The sequence below is a fragment of the Bacillus pacificus genome, assembly GCF_020861345.1.
GTDB lineage: Bacteria > Bacillota > Bacilli > Bacillales > Bacillaceae_G > Bacillus_A > Bacillus_A pacificus.
Genome location: NZ_CP086328.1, coordinates 2,235,059 through 2,261,192, shown reverse-complemented (window position 1 = coordinate 2,261,192; position 26,134 = coordinate 2,235,059). Strand labels below are relative to the sequence as shown.

Genomic DNA, 26,134 nt, shown 5'->3' with positions numbered 1-26,134 from the left:
TAAGTTAGTTTTCCCTAACAATTTCTTTAAGCTTTTCTATTATTTTCGCTATTGCTTCAATTGAATTCCCTGTTTCAAATTCTCCAACATTTACAGAATGATTTGCATTTTTGACAACATCGATCGTTAAATTCGTTTTATATAACTGATCAATTTTATTTGCATTATAATGATGATCTTTATCCCCAATAACTAAAAGTCCTTCGTGATTACTTTGTAAAATAGATTCGAAAATAGATTCAAAATTTAGTAAAGGTGTAAGTACTATCATTTTTGACTGTAAAAAATCTTCTCTCTTCATTAAATCATTTGCAATTGGAATTGTTCCGAGTGATTTTCCTAAAAACATCGTCTCGTTGTATTGCTCACCTTTTAATACTTCATTCATTATAGGATGAATATCACCCATCATTACTTTCGTTACTTCTTCTATTGGTTTATTCATTACTTGTTCGTCGTAAGAATAATGAATATGTACAACATCTATTTTATGTTCAAGCATAAGCATCGTCGCGTAATAAAATAACGGCTTATCATAATTGTATCCTGAACCTGAAAACATAAAGCAAACCGTACTAGAACCTTTTTCGATATGTGTGTAATAAATTACTTTGTCATTTATATGTATCTTTTTTTTAGTCCTCTTCACCGTTTTCCCCTCCGAATACATTTACTTTTGTAATACAATATGTTCTGTGTGAGCTACTATATCCTTTACTTTTTCTTTTATAAATGCTGGTTGTAAGTTATATGCATGTAACTCTTCTACCGACACCCACTTAAACAAATATGTTCTACCCTCTTCTTCCAAAATATATTGATTCGCTCCATTCGCGGGTAATTCATGCAATTCTACTTCGTAATAAAAACTAATCTCATGAAACTTTCGCTCAGAAAGTGTGAAGAAATTTTCTACTGACCATAGTAATCTCTTTACTTTAATAGGAACAGCTAGTTCTTCCGCAAGCTCACGTTTTAATGCGTCTTCACTATTTTCTAGCATTTTCACTCTACCGCCTGGTACGTACCAAAAATCTTCACCATTACCTTGCAATATAAGGATTTTATTACCGTGTTTACAAATGGCTCCGACTCGGTAATTAAAACATGTTTCCTCAACTTTGAACGTAAGATCCACAACGATTGCCTCCTATACTTCATTTAAAAATCGCTATAAAACTATTATGTATGTATCGTATAAATAAGATTACTAAATTTTTCTAGTTCATTCAATAGTTTTTTAATTTTCAGAATTTTTTCTATCAATTATACATATGCATCTATTACAATAACAATACACACGAAAAAGCGCCTTGTTTCTTTAATAACAAGGCGCTTTTTCGTGATACTATATTTAAATTGTTATCTTCCCACTCTCCCACCACTCCATGAAAGTTTTTAAAGAAGGCGCAACCCACGTTCTACTATCATTTTCATGATTCCATACATATATATCATCTCTTTGTACCATCCCATTCAAAACAGAATAACCAAACAAATCACCATTTCCGCCATCAGCAAAAAATAATAAACAATCCAAAGGCATGTATAAATCTTTAAAATCAACTATATTTCTCATATTCATATTTTCAGTTTTAATTTTTGAAGCAGGCCATATAAAGTCCCCGTACTCACCTTCTATACCGTTTGTTTCCTGTAATAATTGATATAGATCATTCGGTAACTCCACATGTAAACATCTTTGTATATCAGTAAGTTCATCATTCGTAGCTGGATTTTTCAAATTTAAGTTTGATGAGATACTATGAATGGTGTCTTTCCACATCACCTTTTCTCCTCCTAATATTCAATCAATTATATATAAGGCTACTCTGAATTTATTGATACCACTTTTCTAACAAACACTTCTCCCTCTTGCCTGAAATACCTGCTTTTAATTCCCATTCGTCCATACCCTTCATCCACACATACACATCTGCAATTGTATCTTCTAACCTTCTAAAAGTAAGTCCTTCTTTAACAGCACTTTCAATATTAATAGAAAAACCACCTTTCCACGGCTTTGGCTCACCTTCTAATGAAAAAGTTTCAGGAAGCCATAGTGGCATCTCTGTCCAAGGCTGTACTTTATGTTCATTCATAAATGATTCATCTACCCAAACGAATGTAGCATCACTATTCGGAACCTTTTTACACGTATTCAATAGCTCTTCCATCGTCAATTCATAATTCGGACCTGTAACATTGAATGTACCTACTTTATTATTTTCTGCCATGTTTAGTCCCCAGTTTGCGACGTCTTTTATATCAACTATCTGCACTGGACGGTCTTTTCTTCCTGGAACTAACACCTTACCTCCTTTTGCTATACGCTGAATCCAATATGGAAGCCGATCTGTATAATCAAACATTCCTGAAAGAAGTCCTGCTCTTACGTGTAAAACACGCCCCGGCCAATACTTCTCTGCTTCTTTTTCGCATAATACTTTCAGCGCACCATAATGCTCATAAGGAGATATTTCACCATTTTCTACAGCCTTTATTTGCTCAGCCGTCGGTTCAGGTTGTAATATATAGTCTTCTTTTATATGATGCGGAATCCAATCTTTATATACGGAAAGGCTTGAGATGAATATATAGTGTTCAATATTATCTTTAAGCACTTCTCCAACATTTCTAATGTGATGTGGAGAAAACCCACATGTATCTACGACAACATCCCATTTTCGATTTTCTAAACTTGATACATCACCATTTCTGTCACCGATAAGCTGCTCCACTTCAGGAAAGATTTCTTGGTTTGTTCCGCGGTTAAATAATGTAACTTCATGCCCTCTGTTCAAAGCCTCTTCTACAAATGCTCTGCCTAAAAATCGTGTACCACCTAGTATTAGAATTTTCATGGTTCTCCCCCATTCATCATTAAAAATCCTTTCTTTTGTTAAACGAATTGCTATCATAAAAAGTTACGGGGGATTTGTTATTTTACTTTAATTCTAGAAACAAAAATAGAATCCATTTTGAAAAATAAATCAACATGGATTCTTAAATAAAAAACAATTTTTTGATGTATCTTAGTTTAATTGTTAACTCCGCACAATTTCCCCATCAACTAACTCAATGATTCTATTACACTGATTCGCCACTTCCATATCATGCGTTACAATAATAATTGTTCGTCCTTCCTCATTCAGTTGTAACAGTAGGTTCATAATTTCTTCTCCTGTTTTTCTATCTAAATTTCCAGTTGGTTCATCCGCCAAAATTAATTCTGGTTCACCTACTAACGCTCTTGCAATTGCGACGCGCTGCTGTTGTCCACCTGATAGCTCGTCCGGTGTTTTATACATATGTTCTTTTAATCCTACTTTTTCTAAATAGAACTTCGCCTTATTTTCTCTTTCCCGTTGCTTTAGCTTTCTATACGTGAGTGGTAGCACTACATTATCCAGTACAGTATGTTCTTTTAACAATGCAAAATATTGAAAAATAAATCCGATCATTTCATTTCTTGTTTTATGAACTTTATTTGCTCTAATTTCAGTTAATGATTTTCCATTTAACTTATATTCACCCTCATTTGGCATATCAATTAACCCTATAACATTTAATAGGGTACTTTTCCCTGAGCCTGACCGACCCATTACAGCGATGATTTCACCTTTGTTTATCGTTAAATTTATACCATTTAACGCAAATGTTTTATGATTCTTGTTACTATACACCTTTTTAATATCTTTTAGCACAATCAAACTCATTATTCCATCCCTCCTATTAATGTTTTCGGTTCGAGCTTTCTAATAAATAAGAAGACAATTACATTTGATACAATGATAATCAATAATAAGAATAGGAATACTAACAATAATATAGGTAGATTTAATTTAAAATCTAATACAGACGCCACGTTTAGATCTTTTGCTGTTTGGAGAAGAGCTCCATATCTCAATGAAAAGTACGATAGTGCCATTCCGAAACCAACTATTCCTACTATAGTATTTTCTAAAACAATTTGAATGAAAACTCCAATCTTACTTTCTCCAAGAACCATTTTTATTCCGAATTCCCTTTTCCTCATCATAATAGAGACGATAGTGGTTACAACAATTCCTGCTATTGAAAATAGAATAAATAGTATTCCTACTATAAGCTGCGGGATTTCAGAGTAGCTATTAACCGTAATATCTTTACTTATTTCTTCTCCCAATTTTTTTAAATGTAACGTAACGCTGTTTCCTTTAAGTTGAATTGTTTCTTGTAATTCCTTTACATCTGCACCTTTTCGTAAAGTTAATACGGTACTTTGATGCAACCTTAAAAACATTGATTCGTATTCTCCATACATTTCAGATGACATAGGCAATATCATCGCTTTATCCAACTTTAAATATGTATTTGTTGAATTATTATTTACAATGAATTTATTTTCTGGTAAAAAACCGATAATTGTATATCGATTATTAATTGTATCCCCTACTTGAAAATATTCTTTAAAGTAAGAACCAGCTAACACATTCATTTTCTCTTCACCTTTTTTTTGAAAATCTTGGCGTGAAAACCCTTTACCATTTTCGAAAGAAAAATCAAGTAACCTATAATAGTTTTCATCTACTAGGATCGAATTAATAGTAGGTCTTTCATCATGAAAAGTTTTATTTTTCAAATCAGCAAGCATACTATTTTTAAGTAATCTATTACTCGATTCTAATTCTATTATTCGCTCTTCGTATGTTCCAAATGAAATCACATCTTTATTTTGTTGAATTTTATTATAAATCTGTTGAATTTGTTCTTTATTGAATTGATCACTTCTTAACCTATCTGTAGTCATATCGAAAGAAATTAAGTATGTGTTGTTCAAATCTAATACCGAACTGGAATTGTCATTGAGATAGTATAAATTCGAAAATACATTAATAGAACTCGTTATAGTTGATAATCCAAATGTAAATTGTATGAGGAGCAGCAGTGAAAATAAAAATCTCTTTTTTAAAGCTATTACAGCGCTTTTTATTCTCATCATATTTTTGACTCCTTCAAAGTTTTAGCAGGTTCACTTTTTAACACATAGATGAATGGTATGAAAGCGGTAATGAAAGATATAGAAAAAGCGCTAAATATACTCATTACAATATGGAAAAAACCGAAACTAATGCTATAACTTGTATATTCTAAAATCCTTGTACTCAAAATGCTTAAAATCCATTGTATACCTATTGCACAGGCTGCTGCTGTGATTGCACATATGAATAGTTGACTAAATATAAATATAAAAAGATTCAAGCTACTTGCTCCCAAGGCTTTCCTGAGTGATAGACTTTTTTTCTTCGTGTAAATCCAAAAATAACTTACAATTATGCAATTAATTAAAGCTATGAAAAGGAGTCTATATGGAAAACTTAGCAATTCTTCCACTGCTTGACTTGAGTTTTTTTCTTTCTCATAATTCTCTTTTTCATTTATCACTTTGACATTTGTATCTTTTTTCTTCTGCTTAACATGCTGAATGAAATTGTCTATCTCCTTTTTAGGATCCCCGTTAGACCTAACTATCATTTGAAATGTATTTTCATTCTGTATACTTCGTTTCACCTCATCTGGCATATCATTTAGCGAGACGTAAATTTTATAATTATATTCATCTCCAGTATTTGCTCCACCCACACCTTTAACTGTATATTCCTTATTAAATAATTTTATTGTTGCAGAATCTTTATAAATTTTCTTTCCTATAATTACATTATTTTCTTCACCTTGTTTCATGGGAGAACCTTTTAGCAGCGGTGGAGACCAATTCATATTAATAAGACCAATGATAGTCACTTGACCGATATTGGGAATAGTGGTGCGAATATCATTTGTAATAACGCTAGCATTTTTAAATTTAGATTCTGTTAATTTTTGAAATTCTTTAAAATTCAATTCTCCCATACCAGTTAGCTCAATAGAGTAGTAATAATTGAAATAACCATTTTTACTATCATAAAATTTCTCATCATAATAATCTCGAGTTGATATAGCTATAAGTATTGGTAATATCGTCAATACAAATCCAATAAATAACATACTGAATAGTTTCTTGTTCACCGCTATTTCTTTTAATATTAGATTCATATATCCTCCGAATTTTAAAAACCGTGAAAAGGTATAAATTTTTTTCACGGTTTTTATTATTATTTATATAGTTCTTATTTAATTGTCATAGCCTTTGATGTGTACGCACTATCGCCGACCATTATCCATTCATGGGATGAATTACCGCTGCTTACCGCCCCATTTGATGTAAAATTGACACTTACACGATCAGAACTTGAAGCATTAGGCAATTGTCTAAAACCAGAGGATCCATCATTAAAACGAGCACTTACAGTCATCTTGTAATAATGAGGTTCATTTGTTTTTGCTGTATAAGCAGATGCAGAAGCTTTAGCTCCAGAACCCACCCATGCTGCACTTGAATCCCAGTTAATTGTGGCAAATGAAACTGGAGAAATCGTACCTACTACACAAGCTGTTATACCTAGAGTAGCCAATGTCTTTTTAATTAAGCTTTTCATATATCACTAATCCCCCTTGTTTAAAATATTCACTTAAATATTTAAGTATTTTCAGGCCGTGCCCTCATTATATAAGATAAAATAGCAGAGAAGTGAGAATATTCCTCGAATTAACATTTTTTACATATCCTTTACATTCCTTCTAACAAAATGACATAAAATCTAAGTTACGCTATTTTTAAAATTGACTGTTGATTTTCATACACTAAGATTTTTCCTAATCCTGTTTTATTTCCCCCTGTACATTCAGATGAGCAACTTACTAATCATTAATATCCCAATAATATACCCTGTTCTAAAAAGCCTTCTGTAGTTATGAAGTGAACCCGAATAGTGGTACATGAAAAAAACACCTCCTGAATTCGTATACTAAGTATGCGAATTCAACGGAGGGGTTTTTCGTTTGAAGACAGGAGTTCATTACCCAGAAGAAATAAAGTGGAAAGTCATTTGAAAATTGAAGCTTCTACTCATAAGAAATAACAAAAGTATCCAACACAACTGTGCGAAAGATTGTGCTAGAATACATTCATTACTACACTAGTGTGCGAATTCTAGAAAAATCCAACCATCTATTCCCTAAAGAATTTAGGGAATAGATGGTTTAGGTGTTTTGATAGGTGTCCAGTTTTAAAGGTTCACTTCAATTTAACAAGGCGTTTTTTCTTCATACTATGTTTAATTTGTTATCTTTCCACTTCATAAACATGCCTAAAGAAGGAGTAACCGACGTTCTACCATGATTATTAACCCTGCTTTGTTATAATAAGAACAGTATATATTCCCTTATTACTATCATTTAACTCCGCACAACTTCCCCATCAACTAACTCAATAATTCTATTACACTTATTCGCTACTTCCATATCATGTGTTACGATAATAATCGTTCTACCTTCCTCATTCAGTTGTAACAGTAGGTTCATAATTTCTTCTCCTGTTTTTCTATCTAAATTTCCGGTCGGTTCATCTGCCAATATTAATTCTGGTTCGCCCACTAACGCTCTTGCAATTGCGACGCGCTGCTGTTGTCCACCTGATAGCTCGTCCGGTGTTTTATACATATGTTCTTTTAATCCTACTTTTTCTAAATAGAACTTCGCCTTATTTTCTCTTTCCCGTTGCTTTAGCTTTCTATACGTGAGTGGTAGCACTACATTATCCAGTACAGTATGTTCTTTTAACAATGCAAAATATTGAAAAATAAATCCGATCATTTCATTTCTTGTTTTATGAACTTTATTTGCTCTAATTTCAGTTAATGATTTTCCATTTAACGTATATTCACCCGCATTTGGTATATCAATTAGCCCGATAACATTTAGTAATGTACTCTTCCCTGAGCCTGATCGCCGCCCCATTACCGCTATAATTTCGCCCTTATTTATCGTTAAATTTATACCGTTTAACGCGAACGTATTGTAATTCTTATTACTATACACCTTCTTAATATCTTTTAGTTCAATTAACCCCATTATTCCATCCCACCTATTAATGTTTTCGGTTCGAGCTTTCTAATAAACAAGAAGACAATGAGATTTGAAATAATGATGATCACTAGTAAGAATAGGAATACAAATAATAAAATAGGCATATTTAAATTTATTTCGCGTACAGACGCCGTATCAAAGTCCTTCGAAACTTGTAGATGATTCTCGTATCTCCATAAAAAGTAAACTATCGATAAAAACATACCAACTATCGTAATACATATGTTTTCTAATACAATTTGAATGAACATCCCAAACTTACTTTCTCCAAGGACCATCTTAATACCAAATTCCCTCTTTCTCATTATGATGGAAACAATTGTCGTTACGACCATTCCCGCTATTATAAATAAAATAAATAGACTTCCTACTATAAGATCGATATTTTCCGTATCCATACTACTAGTAACGGCTTCATTTATTTCTTCTCCTAAATTTTTTAAGTATAACGTAACGTCGCTTCCCTTCAGTTGAATCATTTCTTGGAGTTTGTTTACATCTGCGTCTCTTTTTAAATTCATAATTGTACTTTGATGTAATCTTGAAAACATTATTTCATAGTTTTCATATCTATCAATTGGCATGGGTGATAACATAGCCTTGTCTAATTTCTGGTATATACTCACTCCGTTACCATCTATAATAAATTTATTTTCCGGTAAAAATCCAATAATCATATATTGATTATTGATTGTATCCCTATTTGAAAATATTTCTTAAAGTAAGGACCTACCAAAACATTCGTTTTCTCTTCACTATTTTTGTGGAAGTCTCGATACGAAAAGCCTACTCCAGTTTTTATAGGTATATTCAGTAATTTATAATAATCTTCATCTATTGTAATTATACGAATAGTAGGGTTTTTATCGCGAAAAGTTTTGTTTTTCAATTCTTCTAACATACTTTCTTGGAGCGGTCGATTGCTGGATTCTAGTTCGATTATGCTCTCTTCGTATGTACCATACGAAATCACATCTTTATTTTGCTGCATTTTTTTATAAATTTCTTCGACTTGTCCTTTATTAAATTGATCTGCCTTCAACCTATCAGTAGTCATCCCATCATAAGTGATGAAATATGTACTTTCTAAATCTAGCAACGAGTTGGAACTGTTTTCAAGATAGTGAAAATTACAAAGCATATTAATGGAAAGGGTTATTGCTGCTAATCCAAACGTGAATTGTATTAAGAGAAAAATAGAAATGAGCAATCTATTTTTCAGGGCCATAAGAGCACTTTTTAGTCTCATCTTATTTACTCCTTTAACGCTTTAGCAGGTTCAATTTTAAGTATTTTGAAAAATGGTATTACAGCGGTGATGAACGAAATAAACAAGGAAATTACTACACTCATCACAACTTTAAAAACATCTATATGAATAGTAAAACCCATTACATGCACTATGCTTTTATTCATTGTACTTAAAATCCATTGCATACATATCGCACAAATAGCTGCAACGATTGCGCATATGAATAATTGGCTAAATATGAATACAATTAAATTCAAATTGCTTGCTCCCAACGTTTTCCTTAAGGAAATACTCTTCTTCTTCGTGTAAATCCAAAAATAACTCGCAATTATACAGTTCATTACAGCAATAAAAAGTAGATTGTACGGAAGAGTAAGTTGTGCTCTCATAGCTTTATTCGAGCTTTTTTCGTTCTCATAATTCTCCTTTTCATTTATCACTTTCACATTCGTATCAATTCTATTTTGCTTAATATACCGAATAAATGTATCTATTTCTTGTTTAGGATTTTCGTTAGACCTTACTATCATTTCAAATGTATTTTCATTTTGCATACGTCGTTTTATCTCATCAGGCATGTCACTTAAGCCGACAAAAACATTGGAATTATATGCGTATCCAGTATTCGCAGCGCTCACGCCTTTAACTCTATATTCTCTACTAAACAGTTTTATTGTTTCAGATTCTTTATAAATTCTCTTTCCGGCAATTACACTATTTTCTTCCCCATCTTCCATACGAGAACCTTTTATTAAAGGCGGAGACCAATTTTTATTTATAAGACCAACCATCGTTACTTCACCTATGCCGGGAATTCCCATTCTCATATTATTTGTAATAACACTTGAGTTCTTAAAACTAGTTCCTGTTACCTCTTGAATTGCTTTGAAATCCAATTCTCCAAAGCTAGTAAGCTGAACAGTATAGTAATATTTAAAATAACCATTTTTGTACTCATAAAATTTTTCATCGTAATAATCTCGAATCGACATCGCTATAAGTATGGGCAGAATTGTTAAAGTAAATCCGATAAATAACATAATGAATATTTTTCTGTTCACTGCTATTTCTTTTAATATTAGATTCATATACCCTCCAAACGTCAAAAGGTAAATATCCTTTTTGACAAATTCCATATAAAATGAAACTTTAATCAGCCCTCACCAATTGGACTTCTTTGCTTTCGCCGAATTTTGAGGTGGGGTCTTACTGCCCATTAAAGCGGGATGAACGCTGTACTTATCAAAAAAACTTAAAATATTATTCTATTTCCTTAAACCATCAAGAAACGCACATTAACTTTTAATTCGTTTATTTCATCCCCCTTTCTTTAAAAGATTTTTAGTATGCGGATTCATTATACATAGAAAAATAAAGGTTAAAATCAAGACTTCGAAATCTTAACAATTTTTTACGCTATATTTATTTTCCAGTTAACTTAATGACATTAAAATATTTTCCCATCTCCCTTTCGATGTAAAATGCCATATATAAAGGCGGTATGAAATCTCATACCGCCTTATATCTTAAATTTAATTGTTTTGTATGTAAGGAAGAATATATTTCACAATTAATTCCCATCTATCCCGTGCATTAGACATAACTTCAGAAGCAATTACTACAACCAAATCCTTCTTAGGAATACAACAAATCACATTCCCACCATCGCCCATTGCACAGTATGAAAAGATTCCATCCTCTTCTCGTAACCACCATAAGTAACCATATTGATTTTGGTTCATTTCTGTCGATTCTTTTATCCATGATTTTGATAGTATTTGTTTTCCATTATGAATACCTTCATTCAAATACAGCTGTCCAAACTTAGCCATATCTTTAACTGTTAACGTTAGTCCCCAGCCGCCTGTCGAAATTCCATTTGGATCGTGAACCCATCCTTTCACATCTTTTCCGAATAAGTCATCGAATCTAAATGCTTTCATATTGTAGTTTGGAATTTCTCTCATGCCGAGTGGCTGAAATACGTATTCATTCGCAAATTCACGTGCACTTTTTCCTGTTGCGTTCGTTATAATTGCTGATAGTATGTGAGCTCCTGCAGATGAATATTTAAAAAATCCAATTTCTCCGCCGTTTCCTATCCTATTTAACGTATATTGTATCCAATCTTGTTGTGTACATAGTTCTTCTAACGGTTCCTGCCAGTCTACAAAAGGATATGGCGCTGTCATTGTTAGAAGATGGCGTACTGTTACTTCAGATGCCTTAAGTTTATATTCCGGGAAAAACTCTATTACTCTTTGATCAACGCTTTTTATATATCCCTTATCTATACATATCCCAATTAGCGCAGAGATTATCGTTTTTGTGACTGACGCTACATGAAACGCATCATCTGGACCGTGTCCCTTATAATATTTTTCAAAAATAACATTACCTTTCTGCACTACTAACATACCATTCACATTTCCATATTCTTCTTGTATAATCTGATCTAACTTTTCAGCAGTTTTCATTATTCCTTCCCCTTTAACCTATCATTAAAAAGGTTCGATAGGTACATATATATCAACTATATGTGTATGTTCGGGATGCTGCTTTGGATCATTTCTATATACTTCAAAAGGATACGAATCTCTCGGTTTATATCCGCTATTTGGAAGCCACTCACCGTATAAAAAATCCCATGCTCCTTTATATTCATCTTGGAATATTTCAAAATGACCTACCGCATACTTTCCATAAGGTATTACCATTATTCCTATGTCGCTCGTTTCTACTGCGGACTCATTTGGAATTGTTATACATAAACTTGTTCTTAAATGATAGTCCTCTGTAAATTCATGATGATCGTGGTAAATGGTTAATACTTTCGTATCCTCAAATACATGATAGTTTTGCAACGCTGCGTAATGAAATAATTTCTCTATCATTTTCGGAAAAGCTACAGTTAACTCTTCATATGTACCGATATGTCTTATGTATGCGACGTTTATATCGTCCGCTGTTACAATTTCAACATTCCCTCGAACCTTCTTACATTCATTGTATTGAGAAGTTCTTCTTACGTCTTTGCAATTCTTGCTATTGTCGTTTCGATATTGAGACGGACTTACTCCATAATAATTTTTAAATGTACGGGAGAAAACTGCTGAATCTGTGAAACCAAAATGGTAAGCGATATCAGTAATCGTCATATCCGAACGGTATGTAAGAAGGTTTGTTGCCCTTTCCAGTTTCAATCGGTTTACATACCGAGATAATGGTTCATCTACTATCCCTTTAAAAATTCTATGAAAATGATACTTTGAAAATCCTGCTATATCCGCTAACTCTTCAATTGAAAGTGAATCATTTATGTGTAATTCTATATAATTTTGTACTTTGTATATGCACTGTAAATACTCATTTCTACTTTGTTTACTCTCCATACTTCTAGCTCCTCACAACAAAAAGGCTAACTTTGTGCTAGCCTACTTTTACACATTTTTCAAAAATAAAACTCTACTACCGCCATTCCCGTCATAATTTGTATGTACCGATACACCCTCTATCTCATCATCCCCAGCCTCAATTTGAAAGCCAATCTCCTTATGAAACTGTATCGATTTTTTATTAACTGGTGATGTGATTGCTTTCACAACTTTACGGTTATTTGCACGAGCGACATCAAAGAAATAAGAATACAATGTCGATGCGATTCCTCTTCTTCTATATTTCGGATTTACACCGATAAAATGAACGTATGCTTCCTCTTTATACGTTTGCGAAAAGAATCCGCATAAGAAACCTAACGTTTCTCCTTCTTCTTCAATGATAAAACTCGTTTCTTGAAAGTGAACGAAAAACAATTTTGGCAACATGGCAGCCATGTCTCTCCCGCCCCACCAATCATTTAAAACAGAATGAATCTTTACATAATCTTCCCCTTGAATGTTTCTTACTCGCATATGTTTCTCCCTCTCACTCACTTCATTTTTTCATAAATTTTAATGACCGTTTCTACTAATAGGATGAATACCCATATTCCGCAAAATACAAGTACAGACTGGAATAAAGAACCTAGCATAACAATACTTATTAAACCTAATTCTGATCCTGAAATGGATATTTCATCAAACCCAAGATTATGTATAAATGGACCGGTTGAAAAAGCCATAAAAATAGATGCTATTAAATAAATCACACTCATTATTTTTAATATTTTTATAGAAAGATACGAAGTTTGTTCTTGCTCCACTTGTGATAATTCGATTTCCCCACTCTCAATTCCTTTTTGCAAACAGTCTTCACATAAAAATTCTTCCTTAATTTTTTTACCACCATGCAATGCACCTGTAATTTCTTTACAGCGCGAACACTTTCGATTTATCATTTTGTTATCACTCCAATCTCGTAAGATTATACTTATACAATCCCGTTTTTACCTTATTATCCCTTTTATGTATTTTATAGAAAGGTGACGTGTTTTATGATATCTAAACTTACTTTTGGTTATAAAAAGCCTACTGAGCAATATGTATTACGACCTAGTTGTTATGCAATTATTTTTAACTCAACCTCTTCAAAGATTGCTATTATCCAAAAAGGAGAACGCTATTTTTTACCTGGCGGCGGTATGGAAGGTACCGAAACAAAAGATGAATGCTTACATCGTGAATTACTAGAGGAATTAGGATGGATAATTGAAATTGAGCAGTATATCGGTAATGCAATGCGATATTTTTATGCGGAAAAGGAAGATACATATTATTTAAACGATGGGTTCTTTTATATTGTGAACATGGTACGGAAACAAACCGATAAGTGTGAAGAGGATCATATTTTAAAGTGGCTGTCTCCATTACATGCTGTAGAACTTCTACTTCACGATCATCAAAAATGGGCGGTTGAACAAGCGCTTTTATTACGAAATAAAAAAGGATCTCCTTCTATATGAAAGAGATCCTTTTTACTGTTAGCTTACTTTTTTCAAATTGAGAGCTGGCTTTTTCATTCCGCCTTTTTTTACAACGTATAAGCCGATAAAGATGATAAGTCCACCAACGAGTTGCATCATATTGATCTGCTCTCCGATTGTTACTGCCGCAAAGATAACTGCGAACAATGGCACGAGATACATATAAACCATTACTTTCGTTGAACCGATTTGACTAATGCCGACATACCACATTGCTAGCCCAAAGATGGTCGCAAAGACGATTGAATATGCTAGTGATCCCCAGCTTGGCGTATCTACTGGCCACGTTAATGTGTTTACGTTGAATAAACAGTATATAACGAGAGGTACAATTCCAATTAAAGTAGACCATGATGTGACTCTCATTGCGGAATATTTTGTAATAAGAGGTTGTGCTAATATCGGATACCATCCCCACGCAATTGCTGCGACTAATCCAATTATATTTCCGAGCCATGCATACTCGTAAGTAGCTCCTCCTGTATGTCCTGTTAATAAAACGAATGCTGCACCAATAAACGCTACTATTGAACCAATTTGTACTTTCATCGAAAAGCGTTCTTGTTTGTGCAATACCGCTAATATCCCTGTAAATATAGGTGACATCGCAATTAATAATGAGGCGTTCGTTGCTGAAGTATATTTCACAGATAGCATAAACATCGTTTGATACATTGTCGTACCAACGATACCGACTGCTACTAATCGTAACCAATCTTTTCTTTCAATACGTAATGAGCGTTCCATTAAAAATGTAATAAGTAATAATACCGGTGATGCTACTAAAAATCGTAAGCTATTAAATTGAATGGATGACATAAATGCCACACCATACTTTCCAATTGTATAATTTGCTCCCCATACTAATGCTACTGATACTAGGAGCCATTCCATTTGCCATCTTTTCATCCGAATCTCCCCTTCCATATTTAGCATAGTAAAATTGGCTGGATATAACACCGTCCAATTGGCTGTTTTTTTACCCAGCCAATTTGTTATACTGAATGTATATAAGAGTTACGGAGGCGTTTTTTATGGAATGGAAGCTAGATAGCGACAGTAAAATCCCTATTTATCAGCAAGTTGTTGACTTTATTGAGAAACGTATTACATATGGAGAACTTCCTCCAGGTAGCTTCCTCCCTTCCGAACGGAAATTAGCTACACAGTTAAATGTAAACCGAAGTACAGTAACGACTGCTTATAATGAACTTCGTGCTATGGGAATTGTAGAAAGTACAACTGGTAAAGGAACACGAGTGAGTACACATATGTGGGGCGTTTCTCCAACATTAACGCCGAACTGGAGAAATTTCGTAGAAGGCGGTACATTTTTACCAAACTTACCGTTACTTCGCCATATTCGGGCAGAAATACAACAAAATGAAAATATTATAGATTTTGCAAACGGAGAGCTCGGTTGTAACCTCTATCCTCACGATCAACTACAAATGATTTTACGAGAACAACCGTTAACGCATTCATTAAGTTATGATCACCCGCAAGGCTATCTCCCGCTAAGACAAGCGGTCGTAAAATATATGAAGGAATATTTAAAAGTTGAAGCGACTGAACAGTCCATTATGATTACTTCTGGCGCACAGCAAGCCTTGCACCTTATCGTACAATGTTTATTAAATCCAGGTGATGCTGTTGCTTTTGAAAGTCCTTCACACTGTTATTCCTTACCGTTATTCCAATCAGCAGGTATTCGTATTTTCCCGTTACCTGTCGATGAACACGGTATTAATCCAGATGATGTGCAAGAGCTATATCGGAAGCATCGTATTAAAATGATCTTTTTAAATCCAAACTTCCAAAACCCTACGGGCACAATGCTGCATCCAAGCCGTAGAAAAAAACTATTATCACTTTGTGCAGACTTACGAATTGCGATTGTTGAAGATGATCCGTCTAGTTTACTTACGTTAGAAAAGAAACAACCTTGCCCTACTTTAAAATCAATAGATGAAAATGGAACAGTCATCTATGTCCATTCTTTATCAAAAATGATTGCACCGGGATTACGAGTCGGTTGGCTTGTCGCCCCACAATCGGTAGTAGAAAGGTTATCTGACGCACGACATCAAATGGAATTAGGTATGAGCATTTTCCCGCAGTGGCTTATGCAGCAATTTTTTGAAACCGTACCATTTCAGTCTCATATCGTACCGTTACGAAAACAATTAGCAGAAAAAAGAGACGTTATCGTCCGTTCCCTAAACGAGCAACTTCATGATAAAATCTCTTTTTCCAATCCTACTGGTGGTATTTACATATGGGGAAAATTAAAAGAACCGATAAACGAAAAACAACTCATTATGCAAAGCTTAAAACAAGAAATCGCCTTTATGCCAGGTAGTATTTTTGGCGCGAAAGATGGTTATATACGTTTATCTTATGGAAAAGTGAATATTGATCAAATTGAGGAAGGGGTTTCTCGTTTACGTGAGGCTATTTTGGTTTGTGGAAAATAAGTAGCATCCTTACATATCGTCAATAGAATTTCATTAATTTTTAAATAAGTACATAAACTAAAAACCACTTTAGTTTATGTACTTGTATTGGTTCATTTTTTTATTTGAATAAAATATGTATCATAAGGTTCTTTAAAAGTGTAGCCTAGCTTTTTTGCTAGTTCAACAGATTCAGCATTTGCTCCATCCCAACTAGGATATTTCTCTCTATCTAAACAATCTAATATAAGTGCAGATGCTACAATCTTAGCTAAGCCTTTTCTTCTATGTTCAGGATGGCTTGCAATTTCAATCTCGATTCCATCATCAAATATACTAAATGATGTTGCAGCAGAAACAACTTGCCCTTTATTTAAAATGGCGTATCCTACGCCCCTATCAATAAAATCATCAATTGAATCAAACTGACTAGTAAAATCTTCTGAGAGTGCATGAAATGAAGATGCCTTTGCTATATCTTTATCAATTTTTTTCATTTCGTAATTTTGGGGTAATGTAGACAATATATCCCGTATGTATTCTTTATCTAAATCGCCGGGGTTCTTATTAAATCTAAATCTTTGAAACTTCTCAATTGATCCTTTGTGAACAGTCTCTATCCGTTTTTTCCATTCATCCGAATCTACAATGGCAAGAGTAAAATCAGGTAGATTATATAATAATTCTTCCGCCTCTTCTGCGTTTGGATTCCCGGCGTAAAACACAAAAATTCCTACAGTTATTTGAGCAACAGTTGGATTTTCGAGATTGTCTACCCACGCACTTCCCATATGTCCTTGGAGATAGGAAAGTACAATCGTACTATCGAAATCATCAAACATCTCAACTAACTTTTGCCTTACATTGTTATCTGCTTTATAAATCATTCCATTCCCACTTTCTGAAAATTATTATTATTAAACCAATTATATGTTAGCATATATTTTTAAATATATACAATTTTTGTAAGTTAAAATACAAAATCCTCGTTTGACAAAACCTAAATCTACCATTATCATCAACACGAACCTAGTTATAGGAGTGATACCAATGAAAATCTATGTTGATGCAGATGCTTGCCCTGTAAAAGATGTAATTATTTTTGAAGCTACGAAGGCAGAAATTCCTGTTACCCTCGTTACAAGCTTTTCTCATTATTCTAATGCAGAGCAGCCAAAAGGCGTGGAAACAATTTATGTTGATTCTGGAGCAGATGCTGCGGATTACCGAATTATGCAGTTAGCCCAAAAAGAAGATTTAATCGTAACACAAGATTACGGTCTTGCTTCACTTGCTTTAGCAAAAGGCTGTATCGTTCTTCATCATAAAGGGTACAAGTATACGAATGAAAACATTGACCAACTATTACAAACACGTTATTTAAGTGCAATGGTTCGAAAAAGCGGTAAGCGTACAAAAGGACCGAAACCATTTACAGCAGAAGATAAAGAGAAATTTAGAGCGCTCTTTAAAAGTATGATCGCACTGTAGAAATGAACCGTCTATTTGTAGAGAAAGAAAAGAAGAGAATATCCAAATGAACATTCTCTTCTTCAGGTTTACCCGTTTAAAATGAAGGTAAATTATCTAAGTTATTTTCTTTTATTCCATCCGGTTCGCTACGTATAATATCTCTACCATACTTATGAAATACGTCCACATGAGCTAATTTCCCTGATTTTGCTTCGCTAAGAGCAGTCATATAATCTAACTCTCTTCCGCTACTTGTTTTAAACGCTATTAAATCCCCATCATCATTTTTACGAACGGCAACAATTTGTTCTGCTCCTGTATTAACTTCATGGTCTACTTCAAATTGAGCTTGTTCTTCTCCTTGATGTAAATAATCATTATACACTTTTTCAAAATCTTTTTTGTCCATTAAACTCACCTCCAACACATTTTATTAGTATGGTTGGGAGATGGTGGTTTTATGTAATTTCATTTTAGCAAAATGGATTTTTAATACCTACGCAAATCCTTCAAAGTTTCCAAAATATCATCTGTAAAGGCTGTACTACCCTCTGTCTCTAAAACTCTAAAGTATAAACTTCTTAAAAAAGCTCTAATATTTTGTACTAAAATATCATGCTGAGGATGCGGGATGTCTTCAACGATTGCTATACTATGTAACCAGTTGCTCCACTCTTCTTCTGTTAAAAGATTTTGATTACGTAATGACATAATTGGCGTTACTAATCTCTCATCCTCAAAGTGTATGTAAACATAGTCATTTAGGCGAACTTTCTGACGAACAGCTGCAAGAATCGCATATGAAAACTCACGATTTTGTATTGTACGAGCTAACGCATCGAGCGCATCCGCTGCATGTGCAGTAGAGTGTGCCCAGCCTTTTCCTTCTACGTAACCTCTTACATCTTCTTCTAAATATACATATTCCAGCACTTGTTCTGCTACGCTGTACAGTTGTTCTTCGGATAACAACGGTTCTCTTTCATGAACAGATAAAATAAGTGGCGGAATTAATACAGAGAACGCACGTTTAAAAACAGAATCTGTTCCCTTTTCACCAATTTTATAAAATAAATAATCAGGACTAATTGCTTGTAACATTAACCCTCGTAATTCTTTTTGTCTAAATACATCAGTTGTAATCCATGTGTGAAGCGTACTATAAATTAAATCATCGCGTAATTCAGCATCAGGTGATCCGATATAATCTAACATCCACTGCGCATATGGATATGCATCTACGTCTTCTGGTACAGCATAATTATTATTTTTAATTTGTAGTAGTTCTTCTTTTAATTCTAATACTTCATTCATTATATTTTTTCTCCCCTTTTTGCGTTTCTTATTGCCTTATCCCCCGTTTTTCACTTTCTAAAGCTAATATAATTATACGAGAATTATAACTATTAATAAAAGGCTATACATATACTTTTGATTGTGTATTTCTTCCGCGAATTCGTTTGCAAATGTTGTTTTTCCTGATGCTGTAATACCGCTTACTCCAACTCTTGTTGGGTGAGTTAAGTTTAATTTTAAAATATGATTAGCAATTTCATTTATACGTTGTTTTCGGTTCATGATATTTCCCACCTTCATTTAGTTTACATAACAAAATTATAATTAACTTTTATGTCACTATTTGTCGGTAAGTCGATATATCGAAAAAATCGTTGATATATTTTAAGTTACGATAGATATATTATGATTGGTTTACTTTCCCTTAAACCCTCGATACAATGCAGTCCGTAATTCTTGCTTGTATTCCTCTATTTCTGGCATATCGAGTTCTTCTGCTAGTCTGATAGCTAATTCAATATCATACGGTACACGTACGAGTTGAATGGAAAAGCTTGCTGCTTCTTTTTCATTGTAAGTTCCTTCGAATATTAAATAGGAAGCTTGTGTAATTTCAAGTGGGTTTCCAACGCTACCAGCATTACATAACGTTTTCCCTCTGAAATTTTGAACGAACGCTTGATGAACGTCACCGTAGCAAACGACATCTGGTTTTCTTTCCCCTTCTATATTCTCTGTGAGCTCACTGTTTTCGAACATACTAATTCGCTCTTCTCTTGAAGCGTGTGGTTGAATTCTTTCATATAAACTTCTCGGTGAAGCGTGAAACATACGAATGAGTTTTCCACTCATATAAAACTCGATTGAAAATGGTAACCTTCTTAAATAGTCATTTTGTTCTTCCGATAATTGTTTTTGATGCCATTTTAATGCTTCAAATTCAGTCGGTTTTGTAATAAAATCATCCCAGTTTCCCATTACAACTACTTCACATTCTTTACGAATGATTTCAATTGCTTCACTAGAATGAGGGCCTTTTCCAACTAAATCTCCAAGACAAATTATGCGTTCGATTCCTCTCAATTTAATATCTTGCAGTACCGATTCTAAAGCTGGAATATTACCATGTATATCTGAAATTACCGCAATTTTTTCCATATGTATTCCTCCTTTATTTATTACATTCACTTGATTGATACCATTTTGGAATATAGGATGAAAAATGATTATGATCATCTAAAATTCCGTTTAATCTTTCCTTCATATCTTCTACTAAATGCGGTGTGCTTCGGTTTGTCCATACGATATCAGCTGGGAATGTCATTGCTGCATATAATGAGTACAGTTTCCAAAAATGAAGCGACGGTTCACCTCCGCAATAACCGTGAACTTGTCCAACCGCAAATGGTTTGCTTATTCTTGTAGTAAAAATCGCTACGTTATAAAAATCGTGTATCGGATCTCCAAAATCATATCCACCAAAATCAATAACGATAAATTCCTTATTATGAATCATACTATTTGCTGGATGGAAGTCATCGTGTAAAAATGTCATTGGACGGTTTTTTAATAAGTCTTTATGATTTTCTACAAAAGTTAATACTGACTTCAAATCTAGAAAATCCACTTCGTAATCTGCTAATGCCTCTATGTATCTTTCGTATTTATTCCATCTAGATGTTTCCCATTTATCACTTGCACTTTCTCTTTCAATTGAGTGAATTCGCTTTAATACTTCTCCAGCTTTTCTTCCTGCATGATACTGTTCTTCCGCCGATAGCTTACTTAAGCCCTCTTCACCATTTACACCTTGGGCCCATTCAAATACTTGAACACATTTATTTAATTCCTCAAGTTTTATGAAGTGAATTAACTTAGGCGTTGGAATATGTAATGACTCTAATTGTTTCATATATGTATATTCTTCTTGTTTACGTTCAAAGTTTACAGCATCACATACTTTCACAAAATATGTTACTCTGTTTTCTAATTTTATTTTATATTTCTCTTCATGTGAAAAACCTTTTGAAATAGCTGTACACTTTACAATACGAGGCCATTCTAGTTTTCTCTCTATCTCTCTAAGCATTTCTTCCACAACGTTCACCTCTATCAATATATGTACAAACTACCTAACACTTCATGCCCTCGTTTATTTTCCCCTTTAAACTCTACTGCAAATGGATATTCGCCATGATGATTCAATCGTTCTAGTACTAGCCCTTCTCCAATTGGTTCACAAAACTGCACTTGAATGTCGCCAAGCGATACACTTTGACATTCCACATTCCATTCTTCATTTTTAACGATTTGGCTTGCAGTTAGTCCCATTACTTCTTCCCATTTTCGCACAGTTTCTCGAACATTTTTCACTGCGTAATGAATCGTTTCAATTTGTTGCACTTTGTTTTTATGTTCCGTGATTGTGCCAATGTTACGTAAATCGTTTCTTCTTTCTTCATCCGTTTCATTCCACTGTATAAAGAAAGGCAATTTCGGTCCGTTCTCTTCTTGCTTTACAAATAACATTTTCCACTCTAAAAGGCGACCATCTTTTCTCATTCGTTTCCCTTCAAATGGTCCTATCGTATGTAATCCATGTTTATTAAACTTAACTGCTAGTTCTTCAATTGCATCTGTTCGAATTGCGATTTGTAACATTCCTTCTCCATCTTGTAATTTCACTACCGTTTCTTGTACTAATGGATTGTCTGCTTTCTTCGCTTTTTCTTCATGCTGAACTGCCAAAAATTCTATATATGATAAATCAAAATAACATAAACTATTCCAAGTACCCCAATTTGTATGCTCTCCGCCTAGTACAGTATGAAATCCACGCTCCTGCATTTGTTTTGCCGCTTCCTCCGGTGTACAATGTACTGCGTGAACGAGATGATCAAATCGTAACATGTCTTTCTCCCCTTTCTCTCCATCCTTTTATTGTATATTTTATTTTTATTTCATTCAATTTAAAAAACTTTAAAGCCTAGTTGATTTATACGATTAATATGTATTATAATGAAACAAATTTAATTATTGCTGATTGGAAAAACCAAAGGCACTTTTCTCATACGGGAAAAGTGCCTTTTTCATTTACTATTACAGGGGGATTATTTATGCAGAAATTAATTGTATTTGCTATTATTGGATTTTTCGCTCAATTAATCGATGGAGCGCTTGGAATGGCGTACGGGGTAACGTCTACCTCACTTTTACTAATGTTTGGTATCGCACCGGCTGTCGCTTCCGCTTCTGTTCATTTAGCTGAAGTCGTTACAACCGCAGCTTCTGGTGCATCTCACATCAAATTTGGAAATGTTGATAAATATACCGTTTCGAGGCTTACATTACCAGGAGCAATTGGCGCATTTGTGGGGGCATGTTTTTTAAGCAATTTACCTGGGGATGTCATTAAACCGTACATTTCTGTATTTTTATTTACTTTAGGGGTTTATATTTTATTACGATTCATTATTCAAAAACAAGTTATTACTTCAAATAAACGTATGTCGGCTAAACAACTTGTTCCACTTGGCTTATTTGCTGGATTCGTTGATTCAACTGGTGGTGGTGGCTGGGGGCCGATTACGACACCTGTACTTTTAGCAAGAGGAAATGAAGCTAGAAAAGTTATCGGATCTGTAGATACGAGTGAGTTTCCTGTCTCACTCGCTGCAACAATTGGTTTCTTCATCTCACTCGGCTGGGAACAAGTAAGTTGGGTTTGGGTATTTTCGTTAATGCTTGGCGGTATTGTCGCAGCTCCAATCGCTGCATGGTTAGTGCGCATCGTTCCTTCTCATTTACTTGGCGTATTAGTTGGTGGCCTTATTATCTTTACAAACATTCGTACACTACTTACTACATTTAAAGTGGATCCAACTATTATTTCACTTTCTTACGTGGCAATTGGTCTTGTCGTTATTATTTCTATTTTCATTGCTGTTCGCAATCATTCCAATCGTTCTAACACACCGACAACTGGATATCCGAATGATCAAAAACAAATGCTTCCATAACAATAAAAATACCGCCCGATATACTTCGAGCGGTATTTTTTATTTTTCTATTTTCCAATTCATCATTGTTTCTGTAGTACCTATTCTCTTCATATGTAATTTCTCTAATACACGAATGGAGCTTTCGTTTTCCAGAAGTGTCTCCGCAATAATCATTTCTACCTCTCCAGTTTGAAAAGCCCAATTTATTAGTTCTCTTACAGCTTCTGTCGCATACCCTTTATTCCAATATTTCTCAATAAAACCGTAACCAACTTCTACTGTATGTTCCTCATTTGGTTTCCCTTTAAACCCTATATCGCCTAGAACGATGTCATCTTCTTTTCGAATGACATACCAGGCGCCCCAAGGTAATAAATCCTTATCCTGTTTTACACTTTCTACATGCCCTACAATATGCGGACCACTATTATATCCTTGCTCGTTAGCAACGTGTATACTCTCCTCTGTACAAGGCACTATATAGAGCCTTTCTGTTTCTAATTTCATTTTGATTTCCCCTTTTCACTTAAACGTTACTCTAATTATAACAAAAAATATGACTTTATTATAAATGTCGAATTATATTTTCTGAATTTTCTTTTAATTTTTGAAGGGTTTTTCAATATTTTTTGCGAAACATTTGTATAACAATTTTTTCTTTGCTTATTGTTACATAATAGTAGGTTCGGGTGGAGTTTTGCAAGCGTTTCCTATACAATAACCGATATTTTTTGACTTTTCCTAACAAAATATCTTGCAATATATTCAGAAACTCATTACAATTGCCATATATTAAAAATCTTAGCAATATATAAATCCTCATCAATCCGATGAGGTAGAGGTTGCGACTTTTAATAGTAAAACGGACGAGACACAGAGAATGTCTTAGACTCCGTTTGAAAGGAAAAGTTGCCGAAGTTTATATTTCTTCTCTGGAAATATGAGCTGGGGCTGTCTCCGAAAGGAACAGAACTGTCACGTTTACAAAATTACCGTGTAAACGTGGGGTGCTATCTTAACGGAAGGGTATGATGGGGTGGTTATTTGTGAAACGTTCCGCCAAATTCCTTTGGCGGTTTTTTGTATTTTTCTTCCCCGCTCCTTCCTATCTTACAAGAAAAGGAGTGTTGAACATGAATAGCGCAACGAATCAAGCTACCTCTAAAACAGAAACTACAAAAGGAAAAGGTGAATTAAGACGCGGTCTAAAATCAAGGCACCTTACGATGATTTCTCTCGGCGGTACAATTGGTACCGGACTATTTCTTGCCAGCGGTGGTGTCATCCATTCAGCTGGGCCTGGTGGCGCATTAATTGCATACGCCGCAATTGGAATTATGGTTTACTTTTTAATGACAAGCTTAGCTGAACTAGCAGCTTACATGCCTGTTACTGGATCTTTTAGCACGTACGCAACAAAATTTGTTGATCCATCACTTGGCTTTGCACTTGGATGGAACTATTGGTATAACTGGGCAATTACTATCGCTGCTGAACTAGCGGCTGTAACATTAATTATGAAATTTTGGTTCCCAAATACCCCTTCTCTTATTTGGAGCGGATTATGTTTAGCTATTATTTTCCTTTTAAACTACTTATCTGTTAAAGGATTTGGTGAATCTGAATATTGGTTCGCACTTATTAAAGTCGTTACTATTATTATCTTTTTAATTGTCGGTTTCATGATGATTTTCGGAATTATGGGCGGCGAAACTGTTGGCTTCAAAAACTTCACTGTTGCAGATGCACCATTTAACGGTGGTATCATGGCAATTATTGGTGTATTTATGGCAGCTGGTTTCTCATTCCAAGGAACAGAATTATTAGGTGTAGCTGCTGGTGAAACTTCTGATCCAGAACGCAATATTCCGAAAGCAATTCGTTCGATCTTTTGGCGTATTCTCTTATTCTATATCCTTGCGATTCTCGTTATCGGTTTATTAATTCCTTATACAACTGAAAGCCTTGCTGCAAGTGATGTAACAGTAAGTCCATTTACACTTATTTTTGAAAAAGCGGGCGTTGCCTTCGCTGCTTCTGTTATGAATGCTGTTATTTTAACAGCAGTACTATCTGCTGGTAACTCTGGTATGTATGCATCAACTCGTATGCTTTGGGATTTAGCTCGCCAAGGGAAAGCACCAAAGTTTCTTAGTAAATTAGATAGCCGCGGCGTACCTGTTAACGCATTAATCGTAACAACAATTGTCGGTAGTATCGCTTTCATTGCTTCTTTATTCGGTGATGGTGTTGTATACATTTGGTTATTAAACGCATCTGGAATGTCTGGCTTTATCGCATGGGTCGGCATTGCAATTAGTCATTACCGTTTCCGTAAAGCATATATCGCACAAGGAAAAGATTTAAAAGACTTACCTTATAGAGCAAAATGGTTCCCATTCGGTCCACTCTTCGCATTTACGCTTTGTATTATCGTAATTTTAGGACAAAACTACGGCGCATTTATGGGCGAATCAATCGATTGGAACGGCGTACTCGTTTCTTACATCGGTTTACCACTCTTCTTAGTACTATGGTTAGGATATAAATTTACGAAAAAAACGAAAGTGATTCCGCTTGATAAATGTGAACTGAAATAAAGTGAAACTTTAATCCGTGGGGGTTTTCTTCATCCCCCACGGATTATTAGTTGAACCAATCGGACTTTTATGGGCAGTTGATCCCCCACCTAATTTCTTTTCTTTCGCTGCATTTTGAGGTGGGGGTC

The 26,134-nt window shown here is 34.3% G+C and carries 27 protein-coding genes, 3 pseudogenes and 1 riboswitch; of the genes and pseudogenes, 6 read left to right on the top strand and 24 right to left on the bottom strand.

Translation table 11 applies throughout. The annotated features are described in order from the left end of the window. Positions 1-4 precede the first annotated feature (4 nt). From LMD38_RS11775 to LMD38_RS11740, 8 genes are all read right to left on the bottom strand, one after another. Positions 5-670 (bottom strand): alpha/beta hydrolase, encoded by a 666-nt coding sequence (locus tag LMD38_RS11775; RefSeq protein ID WP_153016928.1) that lies wholly within the window; start codon positions 668-670, stop codon positions 5-7. Further along, positions 671-1,138: an NUDIX hydrolase gene (locus LMD38_RS11770; protein ID WP_016717853.1), complete on the bottom strand. Its 468-nt coding sequence runs from the start codon at positions 1,136-1,138 to the stop codon at positions 671-673. It lies immediately after the preceding gene. Between the two features lie 216 nt (positions 1,139-1,354). After that, the gene (locus LMD38_RS11765; RefSeq protein ID WP_061182882.1) at positions 1,355-1,786 is read right to left on the bottom strand and encodes an SMI1/KNR4 family protein; all 432 of its coding nucleotides are present in this window, start codon (positions 1,784-1,786) and stop codon (positions 1,355-1,357) included. 52 nt (positions 1,787-1,838) lie between these two features. Next, complete coding sequence (locus LMD38_RS11760) at positions 1,839-2,864, bottom strand: SDR family oxidoreductase (RefSeq protein WP_062821706.1); 1,026 nt, start codon at positions 2,862-2,864, stop codon at positions 1,839-1,841. Positions 2,865-3,047: 183 nt separating this feature from the next. Further along, positions 3,048-3,719, bottom strand: coding sequence for an ABC transporter ATP-binding protein (locus LMD38_RS11755; protein WP_080491852.1), 672 nt, complete (start codon positions 3,717-3,719; stop codon positions 3,048-3,050). Beyond that, on the bottom strand, positions 3,719-4,984 hold the full coding sequence (locus tag LMD38_RS11750) for an ABC transporter permease (RefSeq protein WP_201099532.1): 1,266 nt from the start codon (positions 4,982-4,984) through the stop codon (positions 3,719-3,721). The genes LMD38_RS11755 and LMD38_RS11750 overlap by 1 nt, the downstream gene beginning before the upstream one ends. After that, complete coding sequence (locus LMD38_RS11745) at positions 4,981-6,075, bottom strand: FtsX-like permease family protein (RefSeq protein WP_062822536.1); 1,095 nt, start codon at positions 6,073-6,075, stop codon at positions 4,981-4,983. Before LMD38_RS11745 ends, LMD38_RS11750 begins: the two co-directional genes overlap by 4 nt. Positions 6,076-6,149: 74 nt before the next feature. After that, positions 6,150-6,518, bottom strand: coding sequence for a hypothetical protein (locus tag LMD38_RS11740; RefSeq protein ID WP_000838457.1), 369 nt, complete (start codon positions 6,516-6,518; stop codon positions 6,150-6,152). Between the two features lie 476 nt (positions 6,519-6,994). Between LMD38_RS11740 and LMD38_RS11735 the strand changes: the two are divergent. After that, positions 6,995-7,117 (top strand): annotated as a pseudogene (locus LMD38_RS11735) (IS3-like element ISBt2 family transposase); the annotation flags it as partial. 200 nt (positions 7,118-7,317) lie between these two features. On the opposite strand, the gene LMD38_RS11730 reads toward LMD38_RS11735, so the two are convergent. The 7 genes and pseudogenes from LMD38_RS11730 to LMD38_RS11700 form a co-directional block, all read right to left on the bottom strand. Beyond that, a complete protein-coding gene (locus LMD38_RS11730) occupies positions 7,318-7,992 on the bottom strand; it encodes an ABC transporter ATP-binding protein (RefSeq protein WP_227585535.1) in 675 nt (224 codons plus the stop codon). Then, positions 7,992-9,256: pseudogene (locus LMD38_RS11725) on the bottom strand (ABC transporter permease). Before LMD38_RS11725 ends, LMD38_RS11730 begins: the two are co-directional and overlap by 1 nt. A 5-nt stretch (positions 9,257-9,261) precedes the next feature. Beyond that, positions 9,262-10,347, bottom strand: coding sequence for an ABC transporter permease (locus tag LMD38_RS11720; RefSeq protein ID WP_016717857.1), 1,086 nt, complete (start codon positions 10,345-10,347; stop codon positions 9,262-9,264). A 444-nt stretch (positions 10,348-10,791) separates the two neighbouring features. Next, positions 10,792-11,736, bottom strand: a complete 945-nt coding sequence (locus tag LMD38_RS11715; RefSeq protein WP_061182869.1) for a serine hydrolase domain-containing protein — start codon at positions 11,734-11,736, stop codon at positions 10,792-10,794. 24 nt (positions 11,737-11,760) lie between these two features. Further along, a complete protein-coding gene (locus tag LMD38_RS11710; RefSeq protein ID WP_016717859.1) occupies positions 11,761-12,651 on the bottom strand; it encodes an AraC family transcriptional regulator in 891 nt (296 codons plus the stop codon). A 48-nt stretch (positions 12,652-12,699) separates the two neighbouring features. After that, a complete protein-coding gene (locus LMD38_RS11705; RefSeq protein ID WP_061182868.1) occupies positions 12,700-13,170 on the bottom strand; it encodes a GNAT family N-acetyltransferase in 471 nt (156 codons plus the stop codon). 17 nt (positions 13,171-13,187) lie between these two features. Continuing rightward, positions 13,188-13,595, bottom strand: coding sequence for a DUF3980 domain-containing protein (locus LMD38_RS11700; protein WP_061182867.1), 408 nt, complete (start codon positions 13,593-13,595; stop codon positions 13,188-13,190). A 96-nt stretch (positions 13,596-13,691) separates the two neighbouring features. On the opposite strand from LMD38_RS11700, the gene LMD38_RS11695 reads away from it, so the two are divergent. Further along, positions 13,692-14,159 (top strand): NUDIX hydrolase, encoded by a 468-nt coding sequence (locus tag LMD38_RS11695; RefSeq protein WP_016717862.1) that lies wholly within the window; start codon positions 13,692-13,694, stop codon positions 14,157-14,159. An 18-nt stretch (positions 14,160-14,177) separates the two neighbouring features. On the opposite strand, the gene LMD38_RS11690 is transcribed toward LMD38_RS11695, so the two are convergent. Continuing rightward, positions 14,178-15,089 (bottom strand): DMT family transporter, encoded by a 912-nt coding sequence (locus tag LMD38_RS11690; protein ID WP_000832948.1) that lies wholly within the window; start codon positions 15,087-15,089, stop codon positions 14,178-14,180. Between the two features lie 125 nt (positions 15,090-15,214). Between LMD38_RS11690 and pdxR the strand changes: the two genes are divergently transcribed. Next, positions 15,215-16,657, top strand: a complete 1,443-nt coding sequence (gene pdxR / locus LMD38_RS11685) for a MocR-like pyridoxine biosynthesis transcription factor PdxR (protein WP_062821153.1) — start codon at positions 15,215-15,217, stop codon at positions 16,655-16,657. A 92-nt stretch (positions 16,658-16,749) separates the two neighbouring features. Here pdxR and LMD38_RS11680 read toward each other — a convergent pair whose 3' ends face one another. After that, a complete protein-coding gene (locus LMD38_RS11680; RefSeq protein WP_016717865.1) occupies positions 16,750-17,523 on the bottom strand; it encodes a GNAT family N-acetyltransferase in 774 nt (257 codons plus the stop codon). Positions 17,524-17,686: 163 nt separating this feature from the next. Here LMD38_RS11680 and LMD38_RS11675 point away from each other — a divergent pair, with 163 nt between their 5' ends. Then, positions 17,687-18,127 carry a YaiI/YqxD family protein gene (locus LMD38_RS11675; RefSeq protein ID WP_000708754.1) on the top strand — a complete coding sequence of 147 codons (441 nt, stop codon included), beginning with the start codon at positions 17,687-17,689 and terminating at the stop codon, positions 18,125-18,127. Positions 18,128-18,203: 76 nt separating this feature from the next. On the opposite strand, the gene LMD38_RS11670 is transcribed toward LMD38_RS11675, so the two are convergent. The 6 genes and pseudogenes from LMD38_RS11670 to LMD38_RS11645 form a co-directional block, all read right to left on the bottom strand. Further along, positions 18,204-18,518 (bottom strand): DUF3892 domain-containing protein, encoded by a 315-nt coding sequence (locus tag LMD38_RS11670; RefSeq protein WP_000358171.1) that lies wholly within the window; start codon positions 18,516-18,518, stop codon positions 18,204-18,206. A gap of 80 nt (positions 18,519-18,598) precedes the next feature. Then, positions 18,599-19,423 carry a DUF2785 domain-containing protein gene (locus LMD38_RS11665; RefSeq protein WP_001006692.1) on the bottom strand — a complete coding sequence of 275 codons (825 nt, stop codon included), beginning with the start codon at positions 19,421-19,423 and terminating at the stop codon, positions 18,599-18,601. A gap of 126 nt (positions 19,424-19,549) precedes the next feature. Continuing rightward, positions 19,550-19,687 (bottom strand): annotated as a pseudogene (locus LMD38_RS11660) (uridine kinase); the annotation flags it as partial. A gap of 132 nt (positions 19,688-19,819) precedes the next feature. Further along, the gene (locus tag LMD38_RS11655; RefSeq protein ID WP_061182585.1) at positions 19,820-20,563 is read right to left on the bottom strand and encodes a metallophosphoesterase family protein; all 744 of its coding nucleotides are present in this window, start codon (positions 20,561-20,563) and stop codon (positions 19,820-19,822) included. A gap of 13 nt (positions 20,564-20,576) precedes the next feature. Beyond that, on the bottom strand, positions 20,577-21,503 hold the full coding sequence (locus tag LMD38_RS11650) for an aminoglycoside phosphotransferase family protein (RefSeq protein WP_061182586.1): 927 nt from the start codon (positions 21,501-21,503) through the stop codon (positions 20,577-20,579). A gap of 14 nt (positions 21,504-21,517) precedes the next feature. After that, positions 21,518-22,315 carry a VOC family protein gene (locus tag LMD38_RS11645; RefSeq protein ID WP_062821152.1) on the bottom strand — a complete coding sequence of 266 codons (798 nt, stop codon included), beginning with the start codon at positions 22,313-22,315 and terminating at the stop codon, positions 21,518-21,520. 98 nt (positions 22,316-22,413) lie between these two features. On the opposite strand from LMD38_RS11645, the gene LMD38_RS11640 reads away from it, so the two are divergent. Beyond that, positions 22,414-23,424 (top strand): sulfite exporter TauE/SafE family protein, encoded by a 1,011-nt coding sequence (locus LMD38_RS11640; protein WP_029141140.1) that lies wholly within the window; start codon positions 22,414-22,416, stop codon positions 23,422-23,424. 39 nt (positions 23,425-23,463) lie between these two features. On the opposite strand, the gene LMD38_RS11635 is transcribed toward LMD38_RS11640, so the two are convergent. Continuing rightward, the gene (locus LMD38_RS11635) at positions 23,464-23,913 is read right to left on the bottom strand and encodes a GNAT family N-acetyltransferase (protein ID WP_016717873.1); all 450 of its coding nucleotides are present in this window, start codon (positions 23,911-23,913) and stop codon (positions 23,464-23,466) included. Between the two features lie 321 nt (positions 23,914-24,234). Further along, positions 24,235-24,427: riboswitch (Lysine riboswitch) on the top strand. Between the two features lie 112 nt (positions 24,428-24,539). Here LMD38_RS11635 and LMD38_RS11630 point away from each other — a divergent pair. Further along, on the top strand, positions 24,540-26,006 hold the full coding sequence (locus LMD38_RS11630; protein ID WP_062821151.1) for an amino acid permease: 1,467 nt from the start codon (positions 24,540-24,542) through the stop codon (positions 26,004-26,006). The last annotated feature ends 128 nt before the right edge of the window (positions 26,007-26,134 follow it).

What these genes read in the sequence shown, in the direction of transcription:
- LMD38_RS11775 (WP_153016928.1), bottom strand. Translation starts at nt 670, where the DNA reads ATGTATTCGGAGGGGAAAACGGTGAAGAGGACTAAAAAAAAGATACAT.
- LMD38_RS11765 (WP_061182882.1), bottom strand. Translation starts at nt 1,786, where the DNA reads ATGTGGAAAGACACCATTCATAGTATCTCATCAAACTTAAATTTGAAA.
- LMD38_RS11760 (WP_062821706.1), bottom strand. Translation starts at nt 2,864, where the DNA reads ATGAAAATTCTAATACTAGGTGGTACACGATTTTTAGGCAGAGCATTT.
- LMD38_RS11755 (WP_080491852.1), bottom strand. Translation starts at nt 3,719, where the DNA reads ATGAGTTTGATTGTGCTAAAAGATATTAAAAAGGTGTATAGTAACAAG.
- LMD38_RS11750 (WP_201099532.1), bottom strand. Translation starts at nt 4,984, where the DNA reads ATGATGAGAATAAAAAGCGCTGTAATAGCTTTAAAAAAGAGATTTTTA.
- LMD38_RS11745 (WP_062822536.1), bottom strand. Translation starts at nt 6,075, where the DNA reads ATGAATCTAATATTAAAAGAAATAGCGGTGAACAAGAAACTATTCAGT.
- LMD38_RS11740 (WP_000838457.1), bottom strand. Translation starts at nt 6,518, where the DNA reads ATGAAAAGCTTAATTAAAAAGACATTGGCTACTCTAGGTATAACAGCT.
- LMD38_RS11730 (WP_227585535.1), bottom strand. Translation starts at nt 7,992, where the DNA reads ATGGGGTTAATTGAACTAAAAGATATTAAGAAGGTGTATAGTAATAAG.
- LMD38_RS11720 (WP_016717857.1), bottom strand. Translation starts at nt 10,347, where the DNA reads ATGAATCTAATATTAAAAGAAATAGCAGTGAACAGAAAAATATTCATT.
- LMD38_RS11715 (WP_061182869.1), bottom strand. Translation starts at nt 11,736, where the DNA reads ATGAAAACTGCTGAAAAGTTAGATCAGATTATACAAGAAGAATATGGA.
- LMD38_RS11710 (WP_016717859.1), bottom strand. Translation starts at nt 12,651, where the DNA reads ATGGAGAGTAAACAAAGTAGAAATGAGTATTTACAGTGCATATACAAA.
- LMD38_RS11705 (WP_061182868.1), bottom strand. Translation starts at nt 13,170, where the DNA reads ATGCGAGTAAGAAACATTCAAGGGGAAGATTATGTAAAGATTCATTCT.
- LMD38_RS11700 (WP_061182867.1), bottom strand. Translation starts at nt 13,595, where the DNA reads ATGATAAATCGAAAGTGTTCGCGCTGTAAAGAAATTACAGGTGCATTG.
- LMD38_RS11695 (WP_016717862.1), top strand. Translation starts at nt 13,692, where the DNA reads ATGATATCTAAACTTACTTTTGGTTATAAAAAGCCTACTGAGCAATAT.
- LMD38_RS11690 (WP_000832948.1), bottom strand. Translation starts at nt 15,089, where the DNA reads ATGAAAAGATGGCAAATGGAATGGCTCCTAGTATCAGTAGCATTAGTA.
- pdxR (WP_062821153.1), top strand. Translation starts at nt 15,215, where the DNA reads ATGGAATGGAAGCTAGATAGCGACAGTAAAATCCCTATTTATCAGCAA.
- LMD38_RS11680 (WP_016717865.1), bottom strand. Translation starts at nt 17,523, where the DNA reads ATGATTTATAAAGCAGATAACAATGTAAGGCAAAAGTTAGTTGAGATG.
- LMD38_RS11675 (WP_000708754.1), top strand. Translation starts at nt 17,687, where the DNA reads ATGAAAATCTATGTTGATGCAGATGCTTGCCCTGTAAAAGATGTAATT.
- LMD38_RS11670 (WP_000358171.1), bottom strand. Translation starts at nt 18,518, where the DNA reads ATGGACAAAAAAGATTTTGAAAAAGTGTATAATGATTATTTACATCAA.
- LMD38_RS11665 (WP_001006692.1), bottom strand. Translation starts at nt 19,423, where the DNA reads ATGAATGAAGTATTAGAATTAAAAGAAGAACTACTACAAATTAAAAAT.
- LMD38_RS11655 (WP_061182585.1), bottom strand. Translation starts at nt 20,563, where the DNA reads ATGGAAAAAATTGCGGTAATTTCAGATATACATGGTAATATTCCAGCT.
- LMD38_RS11645 (WP_062821152.1), bottom strand. Translation starts at nt 22,315, where the DNA reads ATGTTACGATTTGATCATCTCGTTCACGCAGTACATTGTACACCGGAG.
- LMD38_RS11640 (WP_029141140.1), top strand. Translation starts at nt 22,414, where the DNA reads ATGTATTATAATGAAACAAATTTAATTATTGCTGATTGGAAAAACCAA.
- LMD38_RS11635 (WP_016717873.1), bottom strand. Translation starts at nt 23,913, where the DNA reads ATGAAATTAGAAACAGAAAGGCTCTATATAGTGCCTTGTACAGAGGAG.
- LMD38_RS11630 (WP_062821151.1), top strand. Translation starts at nt 24,540, where the DNA reads ATGAATAGCGCAACGAATCAAGCTACCTCTAAAACAGAAACTACAAAA.